The following is a 17,657-nucleotide window of genomic DNA, read 5'->3' on the forward strand; positions in this document are numbered from 1 at the left end:
CAAAAATAAGGAAATGTTTTTGCGTTTCCATTTAGTTACACAAATTTTAAGTATTTTAGTGAATATTTTTTTATCAAATCCAACCTTCTAAGCTATTTTATTCTCTATTAAATAAAAAAACTTATGCGTAAATTAGCAACTCTTTACTTCCTCTTTATTTTATCTTTTTCATTTGGTCAAAATTTTGATGAACAATGGAAGGAAGTTTACAAACATGAATTAGAAGGAAAAATCCAATCTGCACACAAAGAAGTGCAGGAAATTTATAAAAAAGCCAAAAAGAAAAATAACGAAATACAAATCGTTAAATGCTTTTTCTATTTGTCAAAATTTGAACAAGTTTTTGATGAAAAGGCTCAATCTACGATTATTTCAAACTTAAAAAAGGAAATTAAGGATGCTAAACCGGTTTCAAAAGCACTGCTAAACTATATTTATGCTAATATTTTACAAGATTATTATAAACGCTATTCCTATACTATTGATGAAAGAACTGCATTAGCCAATCAAAAAAGTAATGATTTTTTATCATGGACATCGATTGATTTTACCACTGAAATTGATAAAAAAATGAATGCTTCTTTGCAAGATGAAAAACTTCTACGGGATACATCGCTCGAATCTATCAAAGAAATTTTTGAAATCTCACCCAGCACCGATGTTAAAAATTATAATTTATATGACTTTTTAGTTGAAAAAAGTATTGAACATTATAAACCAAAAATTAAAAGCTGGGATATTAGAAATAAAAAAAACGAATCTGATTTATTTGAAAACCTTTACGCTCCATCAACCACTTTTATTGAATATAAATTATCAACACTAGTTGATGAAAATCTAAAAAGGTTACTTGGTATTTTACAAGAAAATGAACGTTACTACTTGTCTAATAACAAAGAAAAAGCGGATTTTACATATTTTGAACGATTAAAATACGTTCACTCTATATATGGTGATAATTCTATTTATGTTAGTAAGATTAAACTTTTAGAAACCAAAACAACTAACTCCTTTTTAAAACAATCGTTAAGAATAGAACGCATAAAAAACTATTTTAGTCAAACCTCTAAATACAATAGTACCAATAAATACAAAGAAGCACTTGTATTAATTGATACGGTATTAAATACAAAAATAAATCTTAATGCTTTGGCAGAAGCTGAGTCCATTCAAAATAAAATACTAAGGAAATCCCTATCAATAAATTTACAAAAGATTACATATCCTAACCAAAATAATCGAGCATTAGTTGATTTTAAAAATGTAGATTCAATTAAAATCAGTTACTACCGCTTTCCGGTGAAATTTAATTATTTAATGGATAATTCTCTTTATTATAATCGTGAAAGTAACCAGAGAAAAAACAGAGATTCCATAATTTTTGATTTTAAACTAAAAAACAAACCTGAAAAAAGCTACACGGTGAAATTACCTTCCAAAGGTGATTTTTTAAATTATTCAACAGAAATTCTATTAGAAAAAATGGATGTTGGTAATTATTTAATCTTTATGGAAACATTAAATGATACCATTGAAAATAAAATTGCCTATGCTTATGAAAACCTACAAGTAACAAACTTTTCAATTGTTGAAGATTATGATGAAAAGAATAATTCAGTTTATATTTTAAATCGGAAAACCGGACAACCAATAAAAAATGTAAGTATAAAAAATGAGGATGAAACTATTTACACTAATAAAGAGGGCAAAGCTCAATTTAAACTAAAAAAACATATTAAAAATAAAGTTTATAATAATGATATTTTAGTCATTAAAGAAAATGATACATTACTAAAAAAATACAATAGGAGATTTATTTATGATAAAGTTGATGAAGATGAAGAATACGAAAACTTTGATGCCAAAGTCATGGTTTACTTTGACCGTGCCATTTATCGCCCCGGACAAAAAATGCATTACAAGGGGGTTTTAATTCAAAACAAAGAAAATATAAAAAGTGTTGTCCCTTTTGTAAGTGTTCGGGTTGAAATTAGTGATGTCAATGAAAATATTTTAAAAGAATTTGAAGTTCAAACCAATGAATTCGGCTCTTTTTCCGGCGAATTTGACATTCCAAAAAACACGTTGACCGGAGATTTTTATTTGACTGTAGATAAGCCTGATAACGATAAAGTTGACACAAAAGAAGATGAACACAAATTTTGGGATTATGTAGATTTTAATGATGAACGTTTCAGTTTTAAAGTTGAAGAATATAAACGACCAACTTTTGAAGTAAAGTTTGATGAAATAAAAGAAAACTACACAATTGGTAATTTGATAAAAATTAGTGGAAATGCAAAAGCATTGGCAGGAAACAATTTGACTAATGCGAAAGTTGCTTATACTGTTTCAAAAAACACAAGTGCAAAAGATAGTTATTATTCTAGTGACGATGATTTTATAATTGCAGAAACGAATACAGATGAAAATGGAAATTTTAGCATTCACTTTCCTGCTGTAGAGGAAGATGTTTCTAATGACAGCATCCTATTGATTAGATACACTATAAAAGCAGATGTTACTGACATTCAAGGAGAAACGAGAAGTGTTTCTAAATATCTCCGAGTTGGAAAAGAAATGTTAGAATTAAAAATAATTTTAAAAGACAAACTATTTAAAGAAGATGAAAATAAATTAATCATTCAAAGTACTACTCTTAATGATCATCCTATTGTGGCTAAAGGTGAAATTAAACTATATGAAATACAAAAAAAGAGCTTTTTAAAAAATCGTCTTTTTGGTTTTCCTGAGATTCAAATGCTCAAAAGAAGTGAATTTGAAGAACTTTTTCCACATGAACCTTTTGACCAATCGGATACTGAAACAAAAGAAGTTCTTGTTAAGTCAATTTCTTTTGATACCAAAAAAAGTAAAGATGTTTCCTTGGCTTTTTTAAAGTCATTTAAAAACGGAAATTACAAAGTAATTGCAGAAGCATATGATCAAAAAAATAATCTTATTAAATCCGAAACTTATTTTAACCTAGACTCAAAAGAAAAACCTTACTCGCATGATGAATTGTTTACTTTCAAAGATATTTCTAAATCAAATGAGAATTTTTTTGAAATAGAAATTCAATCTGTGATTCCTGATTTATGGATAACAACTCGATATTATGATGATGATAATATCTCAGAAAATGAGCAAGTTACCCAATTAAAAAACGGAAAAACAAGATTTAAATTTAGTAAAAAACCGGATTACAAATCCGATGTTCATTTTCATTTTTCCGCCATTTGGGAGAATACTTCAAATGAAAAGACACATACTATTAAAAAAGAAACCATTAAAAACAGCTTAAATTTTGAAATCATTAGTTTACGTAATAAAATTGAGCCAGGTAGTCTTGAAAATTGGTCTTTTAAAATTATTGATCAAAAATTAGAATCTGAGGTTTTGGCTAGTATGTACGATAGCTCTTTAGATCAGTTTGCAATTCAAAATTGGTCTTCCGTTTATTTTAGTGAATATGCAAATCAACCCTATTATCCGAAATTTCAAATTACAAATAACAGTTACAAAACATTTGAAAATTTTAAACGGGATTTTAAATTTCAATCTCAATATAACAAAAACCCTCAAATTAATTGGTTTGGTTTTAACTTCAATGAGCCAAAAAATAGTTATGTTTTAAAAACCTACCTCAATAAAATTAAACCAATTGCAGATACACCTAAAAATGCAAAGTATGTATCAGGAGTTGTCTTAGATGATTTTGGGTTACCGCTTCCTGGGGCTTCTATTATAATTAAAGGTACGAACCGTGAAACTACAAGTGATTTTGATGGGAATTTTAGTATTGAGGCAGTTAAAGGTGAAATTTTAGCAGTTTATTATGTAGGAATGAAATCGGAGTTCGTCCTTATCGAAAAAAACAAAAGTTATGAAATTATTTTGGAAACAGATGCAATATTGGATGAAGTAGTTGTGATTGGATATGGTTCAACAAAAAAAGAATCATTAACCGGAAGTGCCTCTTATTTAAAAGCATCATTTGAAACAATTTCAGATGAAAACGAAGAAATTTTGCGAGTTTTATCAGGCCAAGCTAATGGCATAACTGTTTCTCCCGCTAATGGTAAAACAGGCGGTTCTTCCTTTGTCAGAATAAGAGGAGTTGGTTCCATGAATACTAGTAATGCACCGCTTTATGTGATTGACGGAGTAATTGTTGAAAATTATGACCATGAACTTTATGTCTCAGATATTGCCAATATTAGTGTTTTGAAAGATGCAGCGACGTCAGCACTATACGGTTCTAGAGCTGCCAGTGGTGTTGTAATAATTACAACTAAAAACACCTTAAAAGAATTAGCACAAGTAAAAACCAGAACCAATTTCAACGAAACGGCATTTTTTTATCCACATTTAAAAACAGATAACGATGGAAAATTTAGTTTCAATTTTACCAATCCTGAATCATTAACGAGTTGGAAATTGCGTTTGTATGGTCACAATAAAAAAGCTGAATCCGGTTATTTTGAATCCTCGATAATTTCTCAAAAAGATCTGATGGTTCAAACCAATATGCCTCGTTTTGTTAGAGAAAAAGATACCATTTCAATTTCTGCTAAAGTGGTCAATATGACAAATGAAACTAAATCAGGAATTGCGATGCTAATGCTATTTGATGCCACGACTATGAAAGCTATCGACAGCATCACATTAAACACCGATAATACACGAAATTTCGATTGCAAACCAAAAGAAAGTGTTCAGCTAACTTGGAGAATTTCAATTCCGGAAGGTTTACAAGGTTTACAGTATAAAATTGTAGCAAAATCAGGTAATTTTTCAGATGGTGAAGAAAATATTCTTCCTGTTCTAAGCAACAAAATTCTCATTACAGAAAGTATTCCGATTTGGGTGAAAGAAAATTCGAAGAAAGAATATGTTTTTGAAAACTTAAAAAACAATACTTCTGAAACCTTAACAAATCATCAATTTACGTTGGAATATACTTCCAATCCAACTTGGTTGGCGTTGCAGTCATTGCCTTATTTGATGGAATTTCAACATGAATGTGCCGAGCAGACTTTTTCAAGATATTATGGGAATTTCATTGCTACTGAAATCATCAACAGCAACCCAAAAATTGCTACTTTATTTGAATCATGGAAAAACTATCCAAAATCAATTTCAAAATTAAATCAAAATGAAGAATTGAAATCCATTGTGTTAAACGAAACACCTTGGCTTTTGGATGCAGAAAATGAGGAATTGAAAAACAAACGATTGGCTTTGTTGATGGATTTGAATACGATGAGAGAATCGCAAGAAAGCACATTCAAAAAATTAGAAGAAAAACAATTGTCTAGTGGGGCTTTTCCTTGGTTTGATGGTGGTGATGAAAATATGTTTATCACACAACACATCGTTGCTGGGTTGGGTCATTTAGGTAAATTGTTTCCTGAAAGTAATTCGAAATTTGAAAAGATAACTTCCAAAGCAATTCCACATCTTGATGATCATTTCATTAAAAACAGTACTTTAAAAAATAAACATATAAACCATTATGCTTATTCGGATTTACATTATTTGTATGCTCGAAGTTTTTATTTGGAAAAAATGCCTGTTTCAAAGAAAATTGACTCCATTATTGCTATTCAAAAAATTGAATTTAAAGCGAATTGGTTGCAGTATTCCTTATATAAAAAAGTACTTTTGGCTTTAACGATGCATCGTTTTGGAGATAAAAATTTTGCTGAAAAAATCATCACTAATTTAAAAGAAACAGTTTCAAGAAATGATTATTTTGGTATGTATTGGATTGAAAATAAAAACGGATATCATTGGTATCAATCTGCAATAGAAACACAAGCTTTACTTATTGAAGCTTTTGCTGAAATTGAAAAAGATAAAAAATACGTTGATGAAATGAAAGTTTGGCTACTCAAACAAAAACAATTACAAAATTGGCCAACTACAAAAGCCACAACAGAAGCGGTTTATGCTTTATTGTTACTAGGAAGCGATTGGACAAACATTAAAGACAACACCAAATTCAAAATTGGCAACGAAAAAATATTGACCAAAAAATTATCCGAAAAAGATAAAGAAGCGGAAACAGGTTATATCAAAATGAATTGGAATGAAGAGGAAATTACTAAAGAAATGGGTTCTATTTCCGTTGAAAACAAATCGTCTGTAGCAGGTTTTGGTGGTTTGTATTGGCAATATTTTGAGAATTTGGAAAACATTAAATCTGACAGTACAGCGGTTTTATCCATTACAAAAAATTTATATAAAAAAATAAAATCTTCTGATGTAGATAAATTAATAGAATTGAACAAAGAAATAGTAAAACCCGGTGATTTAATTACCATTCGTTTAATTATAAAAACTGATAACGATTTAGAATTTGTTCATTTAAAAGATTTAAGAGCATCAAGTTTTGAACCTGTTGATGTGATTTCTAAACATGAGTGGAAAGATGGTTTAAGTTTTTACAAAAGTACAAAAGATGTCGCAACACACTTTTTCTTCGACACAATTAAGAAAGGAACTTATGTTTTAGAATATGACGTACGCATCAATCATTCCGGTAGCTTTATTGACGGAATTTCAACCTTACAAAGTATGTATGCCCCCGAATTTTCTGCTCATTCCATCAACACGAAAGTAAAAGTTGATTAACTTGAAAATCAAATAATAAAAAAATCTGCTCCATCACTGAAGCAGATTTTTATTTTGAATTAATAATAAGCCTTATTTAACGATGGTTAACTCGTCAATAATATGTTTTGCTCCGGCATATTTTTCAATAATGAATAACACAAAGCGTATATCTACATTAATTGTTCTTTGTAATTTGTCATCAAAAATAACGTCTCCGGCCATCGCTTCGATGTTTCCGTCAAACGCTAATCCGATTAATTCGCCTTTTCCATTCAACACGGGAGAACCTGAATTTCCTCCCGTAATGTCATTATCTGTTAGGAAGTTTACCGGCATGTAACCTGCTTTGTCTGCATATTGACCAAAATCTTTTTTGTTATACAAATCAATCAAAGGTTGTGATAAATCAAATTCCGGGTCACCAGCTTTGTGTTTCTTTACCATTCCTTCTAGGGTTGTATAATTATTGATTTTAGCATCGTTTCTTTTGTCAGCCGGTAAAGCACGAACTTTTCCATAGGTTAAACGCAAAGTAGAGTTGGCATCCGGATATAAAATCGGGCTCAACTTAGATTCTCTCAAACCAGCTACTAATTTTCTGAAACCAATTTGATACTTTTCCTCTGCTGCTTTTAATTCATCAGACTTTTTACTGTAATGGTCTAACAAATCAGAAGACAATTTGTATAGTGGATCATTTTTAATTAATTCTTCATTAGGCAATTCTAAAAAGGCTAACAATCTTTCTTTTGAAGAAAAAACACTCAAATCGATTGCATTTGCCGCATAATTATCAAAATTCGCGTTCTCCTTTACTAGAGCATCCACACTAGGTGCCAGCATATAACCCTTAGCTTTTTCTGTATACAAATTCAATTGTCCGGCTAAAACGTCTTTTTCTGCTGGAATATACAAACTTTCAAATGAACCTTCAATCATCTCTATTAAACGAGGTTTCATATTTGATCTTTGATTAGCATCTGCTTTAGCATAATTTGCTAATTGATTCCCCAAACGAGAAGGCATAACTCCAAATGCTGAACCTCTCAAAAGCGTCATTAAATAATTATCATGCTTTGCTTTTTCATTGGTTAAGGCATAATAGGCATTGATGTCTTTCATCACATCGCCATATTGAGCTTTGTTTGCTTTTTTATTCGCCCACGAATCAAATTTTTTCTCTATTTTTCTCTTGGAATCAGCTGTTTTGAATTTTGACAACGCATCAATCATACCTTGTCTATTTTTCCAATAATTTGCAATTTGAGCATATTTTGAAGCATATTTTAATCGAACAGCATCGTCTTTGTCCATGTGTGTTTTTAATTTATCCATCGACATTTTTGAACCTTCTACCCAAGCCGGATAAGCATATTTTACGTTTTGCTCAATTCCCTCTGCCGGCATCCAACGGTTTGTACGACCGGGATAACCTAAAATCATAGCAAAATCATTTTCTTGAACACCTTTTAAACTAATAGGTAAATGGTGTTTAGGTTTTAAAGGCACATTGCTTTCTGAATATTCCGCAGGATTACCATTGGCATCTGCATATACTCTGAATAATGAAAAATCTCCGGTATGACGAGGCCATTCCCAGTTATCAGTATCACCTCCAAATTTACCGATGCTTTCAGTTGGTGTTCCTACTAATCGAACATCTTTGTAATCTTCGTAAACAAAATAGTAATACTCATTTCCTTGAAAGAATGAACGTACTGAAACCGTATATTTTCCACCACCATCATTTTCTTTTTGAATTTTAGCAATTTCTTTGTTGATAGTTGCTTCACGTTCCGCTTCTGTCATTTTATCGTTTACCAAACTTAAAATTCTTTTGGACACATCGTCCATACGAACGAAGAATCGTACGTATAAACTTTTCGGTTTCAACTCTGCTTTACGGTTTTGTGCCCAAAATCCATCGCGTAAATAGTTGCTTTCCGGTGAAGATAATTCGGCAATCGCATCATATCCACAATGGTGGTTGGTTAAAACTAAACCATCTTTAGAAATCATTTCTGCCGTACAACCGCCATTAAACTGAACAATTGCATCTTTTAAACTGGAATTGTTAATGCTGTAAATTTCTTCAGCAGTTAATTGTAATCCCATTTTTTGCATATCGCGTTGGTTTAGACGCTGAATATGCATTAAAAACCACATTCCTTCGTTAGCAAAAACTGTTGCCGGAGCCAATGCAATTAATGCTACAAAACTTAAAATAATTTTTTTCATTTTTTGATTCATTTTTACTGTTTGCGAATATACTTTTTTTTGGGTTTTCAGACTCGATTTTTGAGTTAAAAACTACAACGTTATCGTTTTTTTTAACTTATTTTTTAGAATTCCATAAAAAAAGCATCCGATTAGGGATGCTTCTGAAAGAAATATGTAATTTTTACTTATTCTTCGTTTAACATTTTCCACAACATATCTTTCAACTCTTGTAAACCTTGTTGTGCTACAGAAGATATGAAGTGGTATTTAGTTCCTTTGAACTCTTTTTTCATTTGTTTTTCGAGTTCTGATTTTAGTTCATCATCCAGCATATCGCATTTAGAGACTACTAAGATGCGATCTTTGTCCAACATTTCCGGATTGTAACGACGGAGTTCATCCAACAAAATTTCGTACTCTTTTTTGATATCGGTTGCATCGGCAGGTACTAAAAATAACAAAATAGAATTACGTTCAATATGACGCAAAAAATAATGTCCGAGTCCTTTACCTTCTGCAGCACCCTCAATAATACCGGGAATATCGGCCATTACAAACGATTGAAAATCTCGATAAGACACAATTCCTAAATTAGGTTTTAAAGTAGTGAAAGGATAATCCGCAATTTTGGGTTTTGCAGATGTCATCACCGAAAGTAATGTAGATTTTCCAGCATTTGGAAAACCAACTAAACCGACATCGGCCAACACTTTCAGTTCTAAAATAATGTCCACTTCTTTTACTGGCATCCCGGGTTGAGCATAGCGTGGGGTTTGGTTGGTTGCCGAACGAAAATGCCAGTTACCCAATCCCCCTTTTCCTCCTTCTGCTACGATTTTTACCTCATCGTGCTCGGTGATTTCAAAAAGAATTTCTCCTGTCTCTTGATCGCGAACTACTGTCCCCAAAGGAACTTCTACAAATTTATCTTCGCCATCATGACCCGTACTTCTTGAACTTCCTCCATCACCACCATGGCCGGCACGAATATGTTTCACAAACTTTAAGTGAAAAAGTGTCCACAAATTTTTATTTCCTTTTAAATAAACGTGACCACCACGACCACCATCGCCTCCATCTGGCCCACCTTTTTCAATGAATTTTTCACGGTGAAGATGTGAAGAACCTTTTCCTCCTTTTCCGGAAGAAACATATATTTTTACGTAGTCAACGAAATTTCCTTCTGTCATAATTCTGTTTTCTGTTGTCGGTTGTCAGTTATCTAAATAAGTAAAATCAACTGCTTACTAATAACTGCCAACTGATAACTATTTTTTATTCTTTTAAGTTTTTGATTAGAATTTTGTCAATCTTCACTCCATCCATATCAATTACTTCAAACTCTAATTTATTCCAAATCAATTTTTGTCCTTGTTTAGGAATATCGCCTAATTCGGTAATCATGAATCCACTCACTGTTGTTACTTCATAATCACCAATATGTTCATCCATATCAAAGTAGGTCAAGAAATCATGTAATGAATAATGCCCATCAACCAGCCATGAACCGTCTTCTCTTGCCACTAATTGAAATTCTTCTTCATAAAAATCGGAGGCATTTCCAACTAAGGCTTCTAAAATGTCATTTAACGTAATAATTCCCTGAAAAACACCATGCTCATCAACCACCAAAGCGTAATGTACTCTTGATTTTTTAAATACTTCTAATGCTTTGTAGGCAGAAGTGTGTTCAATAAAATAAACCGGTTCTTTAATCATGGTTTTTAAATCAAAGAATCCTTTTTCAAAATTTAAAAACAATTCTTTTAAGGAGACAATTCCAATGATTTCATCTAAATTTTCATAACAAACCGGGTAAAACGAATGTAAATCGTTCAACACTTTATCTTTTAACTCTTCAGGTGAATCCTCTAACGATAAATAATCAACTGATTTTCGGTGGGTCATCAGTGAATTTACTTTCCTATCTCCTATGTGAAAAACCCTTTCCACAATATCTTGTTCAATTTCCTGCACTTCACCAACTTCTGTTCCTTCTTTGATAATGGCTTTGATTTCTTCTTCTGTTACTTTTCCGTCTGCAGTTGGCTTAATTCTGAATACATCTAAAATAAACTCTGTAGAAATCGTTAACAACCAAATAAATGGAGCGGTTATTCTTGAAATGATTTTCATGGGAACGGCTACAGCTTTGGCAATAGCTTCCGGGTAGTTTAACCCTATTCGTTTCGGAACTAATTCCCCTAAAACTAGAGAAAAAAAAGTCAAAATTACCACTACAATTCCCACTGCAATCGAATCGGCATAGGGTTTTAACATTTCAAAACCGGCTACAAAATTTTGAACATCGGTAGTAATTTTATCACCGGAATAAATACCGGTTAAAATTCCGATTAACGTAATTCCGATTTGAACAGTCGAAAGAAACTTATTGGGTGAATTGGCTAATTCTAAAGCTGCTTTTGCTGCAGGATTTCCTTTTTTTGCAGCGGTTTCCAACCTATTTTTGCGTGCAGAAATCAAAGCGATTTCTGACATCGAAAAAACGCCATTCAATACAATTAAAAATAAAATGATTACAATTTCCATCGCTATATTTTAGCAAAAAAAGAGCAACAATTCCGTTAAACCGGATGAAGCTCCTTTTAATTTTGCAAATATCTAAAAAAAACAGCACTAATTTGCCCTTTTTTAGATAAATAAGATTTATTTCAAATTATCGAATACCAAATTTAACCGTTCGGTTACCTCAGCAATGGTTCCAATTCCGTTTACACCGTGAAACTTACCTTGGTTTTTGTAGTATTCCATTAAAGGAGCTGTTTTTTCGTTATATTCTTGATAACGGTTTCTGATTTTTTCTTCGTCTTGATCGTCGGGACGTCCTGAGGTTTTTCCTCTTTCCAGTAAGCGTTTTACTAAAATTTCATCATCGGCTTCCAAAGCAACTGTAGCAGTAATTTCTTGATTTTTTGAAGCTAAAAAAGCATCCAACGCTTCAGCTTGAGCAATTGTTCTTGGAAAACCATCAAACAAAAAACCGGCAGAATTTGGATTTTTATCCACTTCACTTTGCAGCATTTGAATGGTTACCTCATCCGGAACTAAATCACCTTTGTCTATGAACGTTTTGGCTAATTTACCTAAATCAGTGTCATTTTTAATATTAAAACGAAAAATATCACCCGTTGATAAATGCGTTAAATTGTATTTTTCTTTTAAAAATTCAGCTTGTGTGCCTTTTCCTGCACCTGGTTTTCCGAAAAGAACGATGTTAATCATTTTTTAATATAGATTATTAGATTGTTGGATTGTTAGATTTTTGGATTTTATTCAGCAAGTTGATAAACGTCCGGTAGATTTCTTCCCAAACCATCATAGTCAAGACCATAGCCCACGATGAACTTGTTTGGAATTCGTATCCCGACATAATCAATTTTAATTTCTTTTTTATATGCGTCAGGTTTTAAAAATAAAGTGGCAATTCTGAGATGTTTGACCTTTTTATCTTTAAAAATGGCTTTTAGTTCTTCGATGGTATTTCCGGTATCAATAATGTCTTCAACAATTACTACCGTTCTACCCTCTAAATCTTGATTTAAACCAATTAATTGTTTCACTTGGTTGGTGGTTTGTGTGCCTTCATAGGAAGCCATTTTTACAAAACTTACTTCACACATACCACGATATTCTTTCATTAAATCAGACAAAACCATAAAAGCTCCGTTCAAAACACCAACAAAAACAGGCACTTCATCAAAAAAATCGTCATCCATTTGTTTGGCTAAATTTTTAATGGCAAAATTCAATTCTTCTGAAGAAATAAACGGCACAAATGTTTTGTCGTGAAGGTGTATCATGTTCTGATTTTTAATAAAGTGCAAATTTAAGGAAGTCTTGAGTATTAAGAAGTAAGAATCCTTACTTTTTTGCAAAATTGGTATATTTACAACATGAATTCAATAATGTACCAAAAAATAGAAGGAGGCACTGCTCATGTGAAAAGCAGAGTGATGGCAAGCAATTTTGCTATGAAAAGTGAAGAAAATTTGAAGGAATTGATTTCAATTGCTTTTGATATTCACCACGAATTGCATATCAAAGCCTTTTGGAGTTTGGATTTGGTTGGTGAAAAAAAACTGAAATTATTGGTGCCTTATTTGGATGCATTTTGTGAAGTTTTGCCTAAAATTAAGAACGATTCCTCATTGCGACCTGCCACTCGCATAGCAATGTTTTTGGCTAAAAGTAACCATCGAAAAAACGGAATTACATTATCGCAAGAACAAGAACATAATTTGATTGAAGCCTTAATCGACCGATTAATTCAAGATGAAAAAGTAGCTTCTAAAGCGTATGCCATGAAAGCTTTATTTGTTTTTGGAAAAAAACACGATTGGATTTATGAAGAATTGAAACCGATATTGAGTCAGGATTATGCAAATCATTCTGCCGGTTATAAAGCGGCAGCGAAGAATATTTTGAAAAGAATGAAATAAGTTTTCAATCCATAATTTGTTACTTATCTTTGCCCAACAACAACACAATACCATGAACTATTTTTCATCCGATTTTAAATTAGGCATTTTAGGAGGTGGTCAATTGGGCAAAATGCTACTGGCTGAAACCCGAAAATTTGACATTCAAACCTATGCGTTAGATCCAAGTGCAGCTGCTCCTTGTCAGTTTGGAGCTCATTCTTTTGAAGTTGGAAATTTGCTCGATTTTGACACTGTTTATCAATTTGGAAAAAAAGTAGATGTGCTCACCATTGAGATTGAAAATGTCAATTTAGATGCCTTAGATCAATTGGAAGCCGAAGGCAAAAAAGTATTTCCCTCGCCAAAGACTTTACGAAATATTCAGAGCAAAATTACGCAGAAAAAATTATACCTAGAAAATCAAATTCCGACAGCAAACGCGTTACTTTTTGAATCGAAAGGAGATTTAGAAGCACAAAAAGAAAAATTGACATTTCCTTGTGTTTGGAAACAAGACCGATTTGGCTACGATGGCTTTGGGGTAAAAATCTTAAAATCGGGAAACGATTTAGAAGGTTTACCCGAAACACCTTGCCTTATTGAGGAGATGATTCCGTTTAAAAATGAATTGGCCGTTATTGTTGTTCGCTCCGTTTCCGGAGAAGTCAAAACCTATCCGGTAGTGGAAATGGAATTTCATCCCGAAGCCAATCAAGTAGAATATGTGATTTGTCCGGCTCGAATTGACGAAAAAGTAGCTCAAAAAGCTCAAGAAATTGCACTAAAAGTTTCAGAAGTTTTCAATCATGTGGGATTGTTAGCGGTGGAAATGTTTCAAACCGAAAATGATGACATTTTAGTGAATGAAGTCGCTCCTCGCCCACACAATTCAGGACATTACAGTATTGAAGCCAGTTATACTTCACAATTTGAAAATCATCTGCGAGCCATTTTAGACTTACCTTTGGGAAATACCGCTAGCAAAGTTGCCGGAATTATGGTAAATTTGGTGGGTGAAGAAGGTTTTTCCGGACCCGTGAAATATGAAAATATTGAGAAAATCATGGCGATTGATGGTGTAACGCCGCATATTTATGGCAAAACAGAAACCCGGCCTTTTCGCAAAATGGGACATGTCACGATTGTGAATGAAGATATGAAGGAAGCGAGAAAAGTGGCGGAAGAAGTGAAGAATAGTATTAGAGTGGTTAGTCGCAGTTGACAATCGTAGTTGGCAGTTAAACCGAATTAACTTGAAACCTTAAACCTGAAACAAAAAAACAATGAGCAAAGTAGCCATCATAATGGGAAGTATATCCGACATGCCGGTCATGCAGGAAGCCATCGACATTTTAAAAGGATTTGATATTGAAACCGAAGTGGATATTGTTTCGGCACATCGCACACCTGAAAAATTGTTTGAGTTCAGTAAAAATGCTCACACTCGCGGCATTTCGGTGATTATTGCCGGAGCTGGTGGTGCGGCACACTTGCCGGGAATGGTCGCTTCGATGTCGCCGTTGCCTGTGATTGGCGTTCCGGTGAAATCAAGTAATTCGATTGATGGTTGGGATTCGGTTTTGTCAATTTTACAAATGCCGGGGGGAGTTCCGGTAGCTACAGTTGCTTTGAACGGAGCCAAAAATGCCGGAATTTTAGCGGCACAAATTATCGGAAGTCAAGATAAATGTGTATTGGATAAAATTGTTTTTTATAAAGAAAGTTTGAAAGAAGCGGTTTTGAAAGCTTCGGAAGGATTGAAAAAATAATTATCTTTGATAAAAAATGAATATGGATATTAAAACTTCAAAAATAGAACTGGCAAAGGTTATTTTAGACCTTGAAAATCCTGCATTGATTGAAGAAATTATTCATTTAATTCAATCAAAATCTTTATTGACTGAAAAACAAAAAAAGGCAATTGATGAAGCTCTTGTCTCGCTAAAAAATAATGAAGGAATTCCTCATAATATGGTGATGGAAGAAACCAAAAATCGGTATTCAAAATATTTTAAATAAATGAATGTCATTTGGTCTCCGCAAGCCAAAAAAGACTATTGGCAAAATATTGATTATTTAGAAGCAGAATGGTCATTTCAAGTAACGCTTAATTTTATTGAAAAAGTAGAGAAAACTATTCATTTACTGACAAAAAATAATGTAGATTTTATTTCAACTAATTACAAAAATGTAAACAAAGTTGTCATTACAAAATACATTACACTTTATTACAAAATCAATTCCAATCAGTTAGAATTACTTCGTTTTTGGAATACGTACCAAGATTTAGAAAATTTTAAATTATAAAAATACGGAATGAGATTACTTCGTTCCGAGCAATTACTATGAAAACACTTACCCAAAATTTCGAAACCAAACACAACACCGCACCTTTTTCGCAAATACAATTAGCCGATTACAAACCGGCTTTTGAAGAAACGATTGCTCAGGCAAGAGTTGAGATTGACGAAATCGTAAACAATCCTGAAGCTCCTACTTTTGAAAATACAATTGAAGCACTCGATTTTTCCGGTGAAACGTTAGACCGATTATCTTCTATTTTCTTTAATTTGAATTCGGCTGAAACCTGTGATGAAATGCAGCAAATCGCTCAAGAAGTTTCGCCTTTGCTGACCGCTTTTAGCAATGATATTTCGTTGAACGAAGACTTATTCAAACGTGTGAAAGCGGTTTATGACCAAAAAGACAAACTGACGTTAACGACTGAACAAGCGACTTTATTAGATAAAAAATTCAAAGGTTTTTCTAGAAATGGAGCGTTACTTTCGGAAGAAGATAAATTGAAATTACGAGAAATTGATACCGAATTAGCCAAGTTAAAATTGACGTATGGCGAAAATGTGTTGGCGGAAACGAATAACTATCAATTACACATTACCAACGAAGCCGATTTAAAAGGTTTACCTGATGGTGCGAAAGAAATGGCGGCGAGTTTAGCCAAATCAAAAGGTTTGAATGGTTGGGTTTTTACGTTGGATTTCCCAAGTTATTTGCCGTTTGTGACGTATGTGGACAACCGTGAATTGCGAAAAGAAATCGCCATTGCAGCCGGAAAAAAAGCGTTTCAAAACAATGAATTTGACAACAAAGAAAATGTGAAACGCATAGTGGAATTGCGTCATAAACGAGCGAATTTGTTGGGTTATGAATCGCATTCGCATTTTGTGTTGGAAGAACGAATGGCTCAACATCCTAACAAAGTGAAAGCTTTTTTGAATGATTTATTGGAAAAAGCCAAACCAGCCGCTCAAAAAGAATTTGCTGAACTAACTGCTTTTGCAAAAGAGTTGGACGGCATTGAACAATTAGAAAAATGGGACGGAGCCTATTATTCTGAAAAATTGAAACAAAGGTTATTCAGTTTGGATGATGAATTGCTAAAACCGTATTTCAAATTGGAAAATGTGTTGAACGGAGCTTTTACGATTGCCGAAAAATTATTCGGAATCAGATTCAAAGAAGTTTTTGATATTGATACATACCATAATGATGTGCAAACTTTTGAAGTGTTGGATTTTCAAGATGAATTGGTTGCCGTTTTCTACGCTGATTTTTTCCCAAGAAAAGGTAAACGTAACGGTGCTTGGATGACCTCTTTTAAACCACAATATATCAAAAATGGTGTGAACGAAAGACCACACGTTTCAATTGTATGCAATTTTACGCCGCCGACGGAAACGAAACCTTCGCTCCTCACCTTTAGTGAAGTGACGACTTTGTTTCACGAATTTGGTCACGCGTTGCATGGTATGTTGGCGAATACGACCTATCCGAGTTTGTCCGGCACATCGGTGTATTGGGATTTTGTAGAATTGCCGAGTCAAGTGATGGAAAACTGGTGTTACGAATCGGAAGCCTTGGCTTTGTTTGCGAAGCATTATCTAACCGGCGAAGTGATTCCGCAACAATATGTAGAAAAAATCAAGGAGAGTGCAAGTTTCTTGGAAGGAATGGCAACGATGCGTCAGTTGAGTTTTGGACTTTTGGATATTGCTTATCACGCCAAAGTGCAAACCATTGCTGATGTAAAAGTATTTGAAAAAGCTGCTTTTGAAGGAACTTCATTGTATCCTGATGTGGAAGAAAATTGTATGAGTACGTCGTTTTCGCATATTTTTCAGGGTGGTTATTCATCGGGGTATTACAGTTATAAATGGGCGGAAGTTTTGGATGCCGATGCGTTTGCTTATTTTCAGGAAAAAGGAATTTTTAATCCTGAGGTAGCGACAAAATTCAAAGACAACGTTCTTTCAAAAGGAGGAACGGAATTGCCGATGGAATTGTATAAAAAATTCAGAGGTCAGGAACCGAAAGTGGAGGCGTTGTTGAAAAGAGCGGGGTTGGTTTAAAAAA

The 17,657-nt window shown here is 33.1% G+C and carries 12 protein-coding genes; 7 read left to right on the forward strand and 5 right to left on the reverse strand.

Annotated features, from left to right (window positions below):
* Positions 1–123: 123 nt before the first annotated feature.
* Positions 124–6,639 carry an MG2 domain-containing protein gene (locus R2782_RS08255; protein WP_371267761.1) on the forward strand — a complete coding sequence of 2,172 codons (6,516 nt, stop codon included), beginning with the start codon at positions 124–126 and terminating at the stop codon, positions 6,637–6,639.
* Between the two features lie 72 nt (positions 6,640–6,711).
* Here the strand turns inward: R2782_RS08255 and R2782_RS08260 are convergent, their stop codons facing one another.
* The 5 genes from R2782_RS08260 to hpt form a co-directional block, all read right to left on the reverse strand.
* On the reverse strand, positions 6,712–8,859 hold the full coding sequence (locus R2782_RS08260; RefSeq protein WP_371267762.1) for a S46 family peptidase: 2,148 nt from the start codon (positions 8,857–8,859) through the stop codon (positions 6,712–6,714).
* A gap of 167 nt (positions 8,860–9,026) precedes the next feature.
* Positions 9,027–10,031, reverse strand: a complete 1,005-nt coding sequence (gene obgE / locus R2782_RS08265; RefSeq protein ID WP_371267763.1) for a GTPase ObgE — start codon at positions 10,029–10,031, stop codon at positions 9,027–9,029.
* Positions 10,032–10,116: 85 nt separating this feature from the next.
* Positions 10,117–11,340, reverse strand: a complete 1,224-nt coding sequence (locus R2782_RS08270; protein ID WP_371267849.1) for a hemolysin family protein — start codon at positions 11,338–11,340, stop codon at positions 10,117–10,119.
* Positions 11,341–11,508: 168 nt separating this feature from the next.
* Entirely contained in the window at positions 11,509–12,084 is a 576-nt protein-coding gene (locus R2782_RS08275; RefSeq protein WP_371267764.1) for an adenylate kinase, read from the reverse strand.
* Positions 12,085–12,131: 47 nt separating this feature from the next.
* Positions 12,132–12,662 carry a hypoxanthine phosphoribosyltransferase gene (hpt, locus tag R2782_RS08280; protein WP_371267765.1) on the reverse strand — a complete coding sequence of 177 codons (531 nt, stop codon included), beginning with the start codon at positions 12,660–12,662 and terminating at the stop codon, positions 12,132–12,134.
* Positions 12,663–12,755: 93 nt separating this feature from the next.
* Between hpt and R2782_RS08285 the strand changes: the two genes are divergently transcribed.
* The 6 genes from R2782_RS08285 to R2782_RS08310 all read left to right on the forward strand — a co-directional run bounded on the left by R2782_RS08285 (position 12,756) and on the right by R2782_RS08310 (position 17,653).
* Positions 12,756–13,301: a hypothetical protein gene (locus R2782_RS08285; RefSeq protein WP_371267766.1), complete on the forward strand. Its 546-nt coding sequence runs from the start codon at positions 12,756–12,758 to the stop codon at positions 13,299–13,301.
* Between the two features lie 52 nt (positions 13,302–13,353).
* Entirely contained in the window at positions 13,354–14,505 is a 1,152-nt protein-coding gene (locus R2782_RS08290) for a 5-(carboxyamino)imidazole ribonucleotide synthase (RefSeq protein ID WP_371267767.1), read from the forward strand.
* Between the two features lie 61 nt (positions 14,506–14,566).
* Positions 14,567–15,052 carry a 5-(carboxyamino)imidazole ribonucleotide mutase gene (gene purE / locus R2782_RS08295; RefSeq protein WP_371267768.1) on the forward strand — a complete coding sequence of 162 codons (486 nt, stop codon included), beginning with the start codon at positions 14,567–14,569 and terminating at the stop codon, positions 15,050–15,052.
* A gap of 16 nt (positions 15,053–15,068) precedes the next feature.
* The gene (locus R2782_RS08300; RefSeq protein WP_371267769.1) at positions 15,069–15,302 is read left to right on the forward strand and encodes a hypothetical protein; all 234 of its coding nucleotides are present in this window, start codon (positions 15,069–15,071) and stop codon (positions 15,300–15,302) included.
* Positions 15,303–15,590: a type II toxin-antitoxin system RelE/ParE family toxin gene (locus R2782_RS08305; RefSeq protein WP_371267770.1), complete on the forward strand. Its 288-nt coding sequence runs from the start codon at positions 15,303–15,305 to the stop codon at positions 15,588–15,590. It abuts the gene before it with no gap.
* Positions 15,591–15,628: 38 nt separating this feature from the next.
* Entirely contained in the window at positions 15,629–17,653 is a 2,025-nt protein-coding gene (locus R2782_RS08310; RefSeq protein ID WP_371267771.1) for a M3 family metallopeptidase, read from the forward strand.
* Positions 17,654–17,657: the final 4 nt, after the last annotated feature.

It is taken from the genome of Flavobacterium sp. (genome assembly GCF_041392085.1).
Taxonomy (GTDB): domain Bacteria; phylum Bacteroidota; class Bacteroidia; order Flavobacteriales; family Flavobacteriaceae; genus Flavobacterium.

Bases quoted from the DNA above. Each gene is read 5' to 3' on its own strand.
- R2782_RS08255 (WP_371267761.1), top strand. From the start codon at position 124: ATGCGTAAATTAGCAACTCTTTACTTCCTCTTTATTTTATCTTTTTCA.
- R2782_RS08260 (WP_371267762.1), bottom strand. From the start codon at position 8,859: ATGAAAAAAATTATTTTAAGTTTTGTAGCATTAATTGCATTGGCTCCG.
- obgE (WP_371267763.1), bottom strand. From the start codon at position 10,031: ATGACAGAAGGAAATTTCGTTGACTACGTAAAAATATATGTTTCTTCC.
- R2782_RS08270 (WP_371267849.1), bottom strand. From the start codon at position 11,340: ATGTCAGAAATCGCTTTGATTTCTGCACGCAAAAATAGGTTGGAAACC.
- R2782_RS08275 (WP_371267764.1), bottom strand. From the start codon at position 12,084: ATGATTAACATCGTTCTTTTCGGAAAACCAGGTGCAGGAAAAGGCACA.
- hpt (WP_371267765.1), bottom strand. From the start codon at position 12,662: ATGATACACCTTCACGACAAAACATTTGTGCCGTTTATTTCTTCAGAA.
- R2782_RS08285 (WP_371267766.1), top strand. From the start codon at position 12,756: ATGAATTCAATAATGTACCAAAAAATAGAAGGAGGCACTGCTCATGTG.
- R2782_RS08290 (WP_371267767.1), top strand. From the start codon at position 13,354: ATGAACTATTTTTCATCCGATTTTAAATTAGGCATTTTAGGAGGTGGT.
- purE (WP_371267768.1), top strand. From the start codon at position 14,567: ATGAGCAAAGTAGCCATCATAATGGGAAGTATATCCGACATGCCGGTC.
- R2782_RS08300 (WP_371267769.1), top strand. From the start codon at position 15,069: ATGAATATGGATATTAAAACTTCAAAAATAGAACTGGCAAAGGTTATT.
- R2782_RS08305 (WP_371267770.1), top strand. From the start codon at position 15,303: ATGAATGTCATTTGGTCTCCGCAAGCCAAAAAAGACTATTGGCAAAAT.
- R2782_RS08310 (WP_371267771.1), top strand. From the start codon at position 15,629: ATGAAAACACTTACCCAAAATTTCGAAACCAAACACAACACCGCACCT.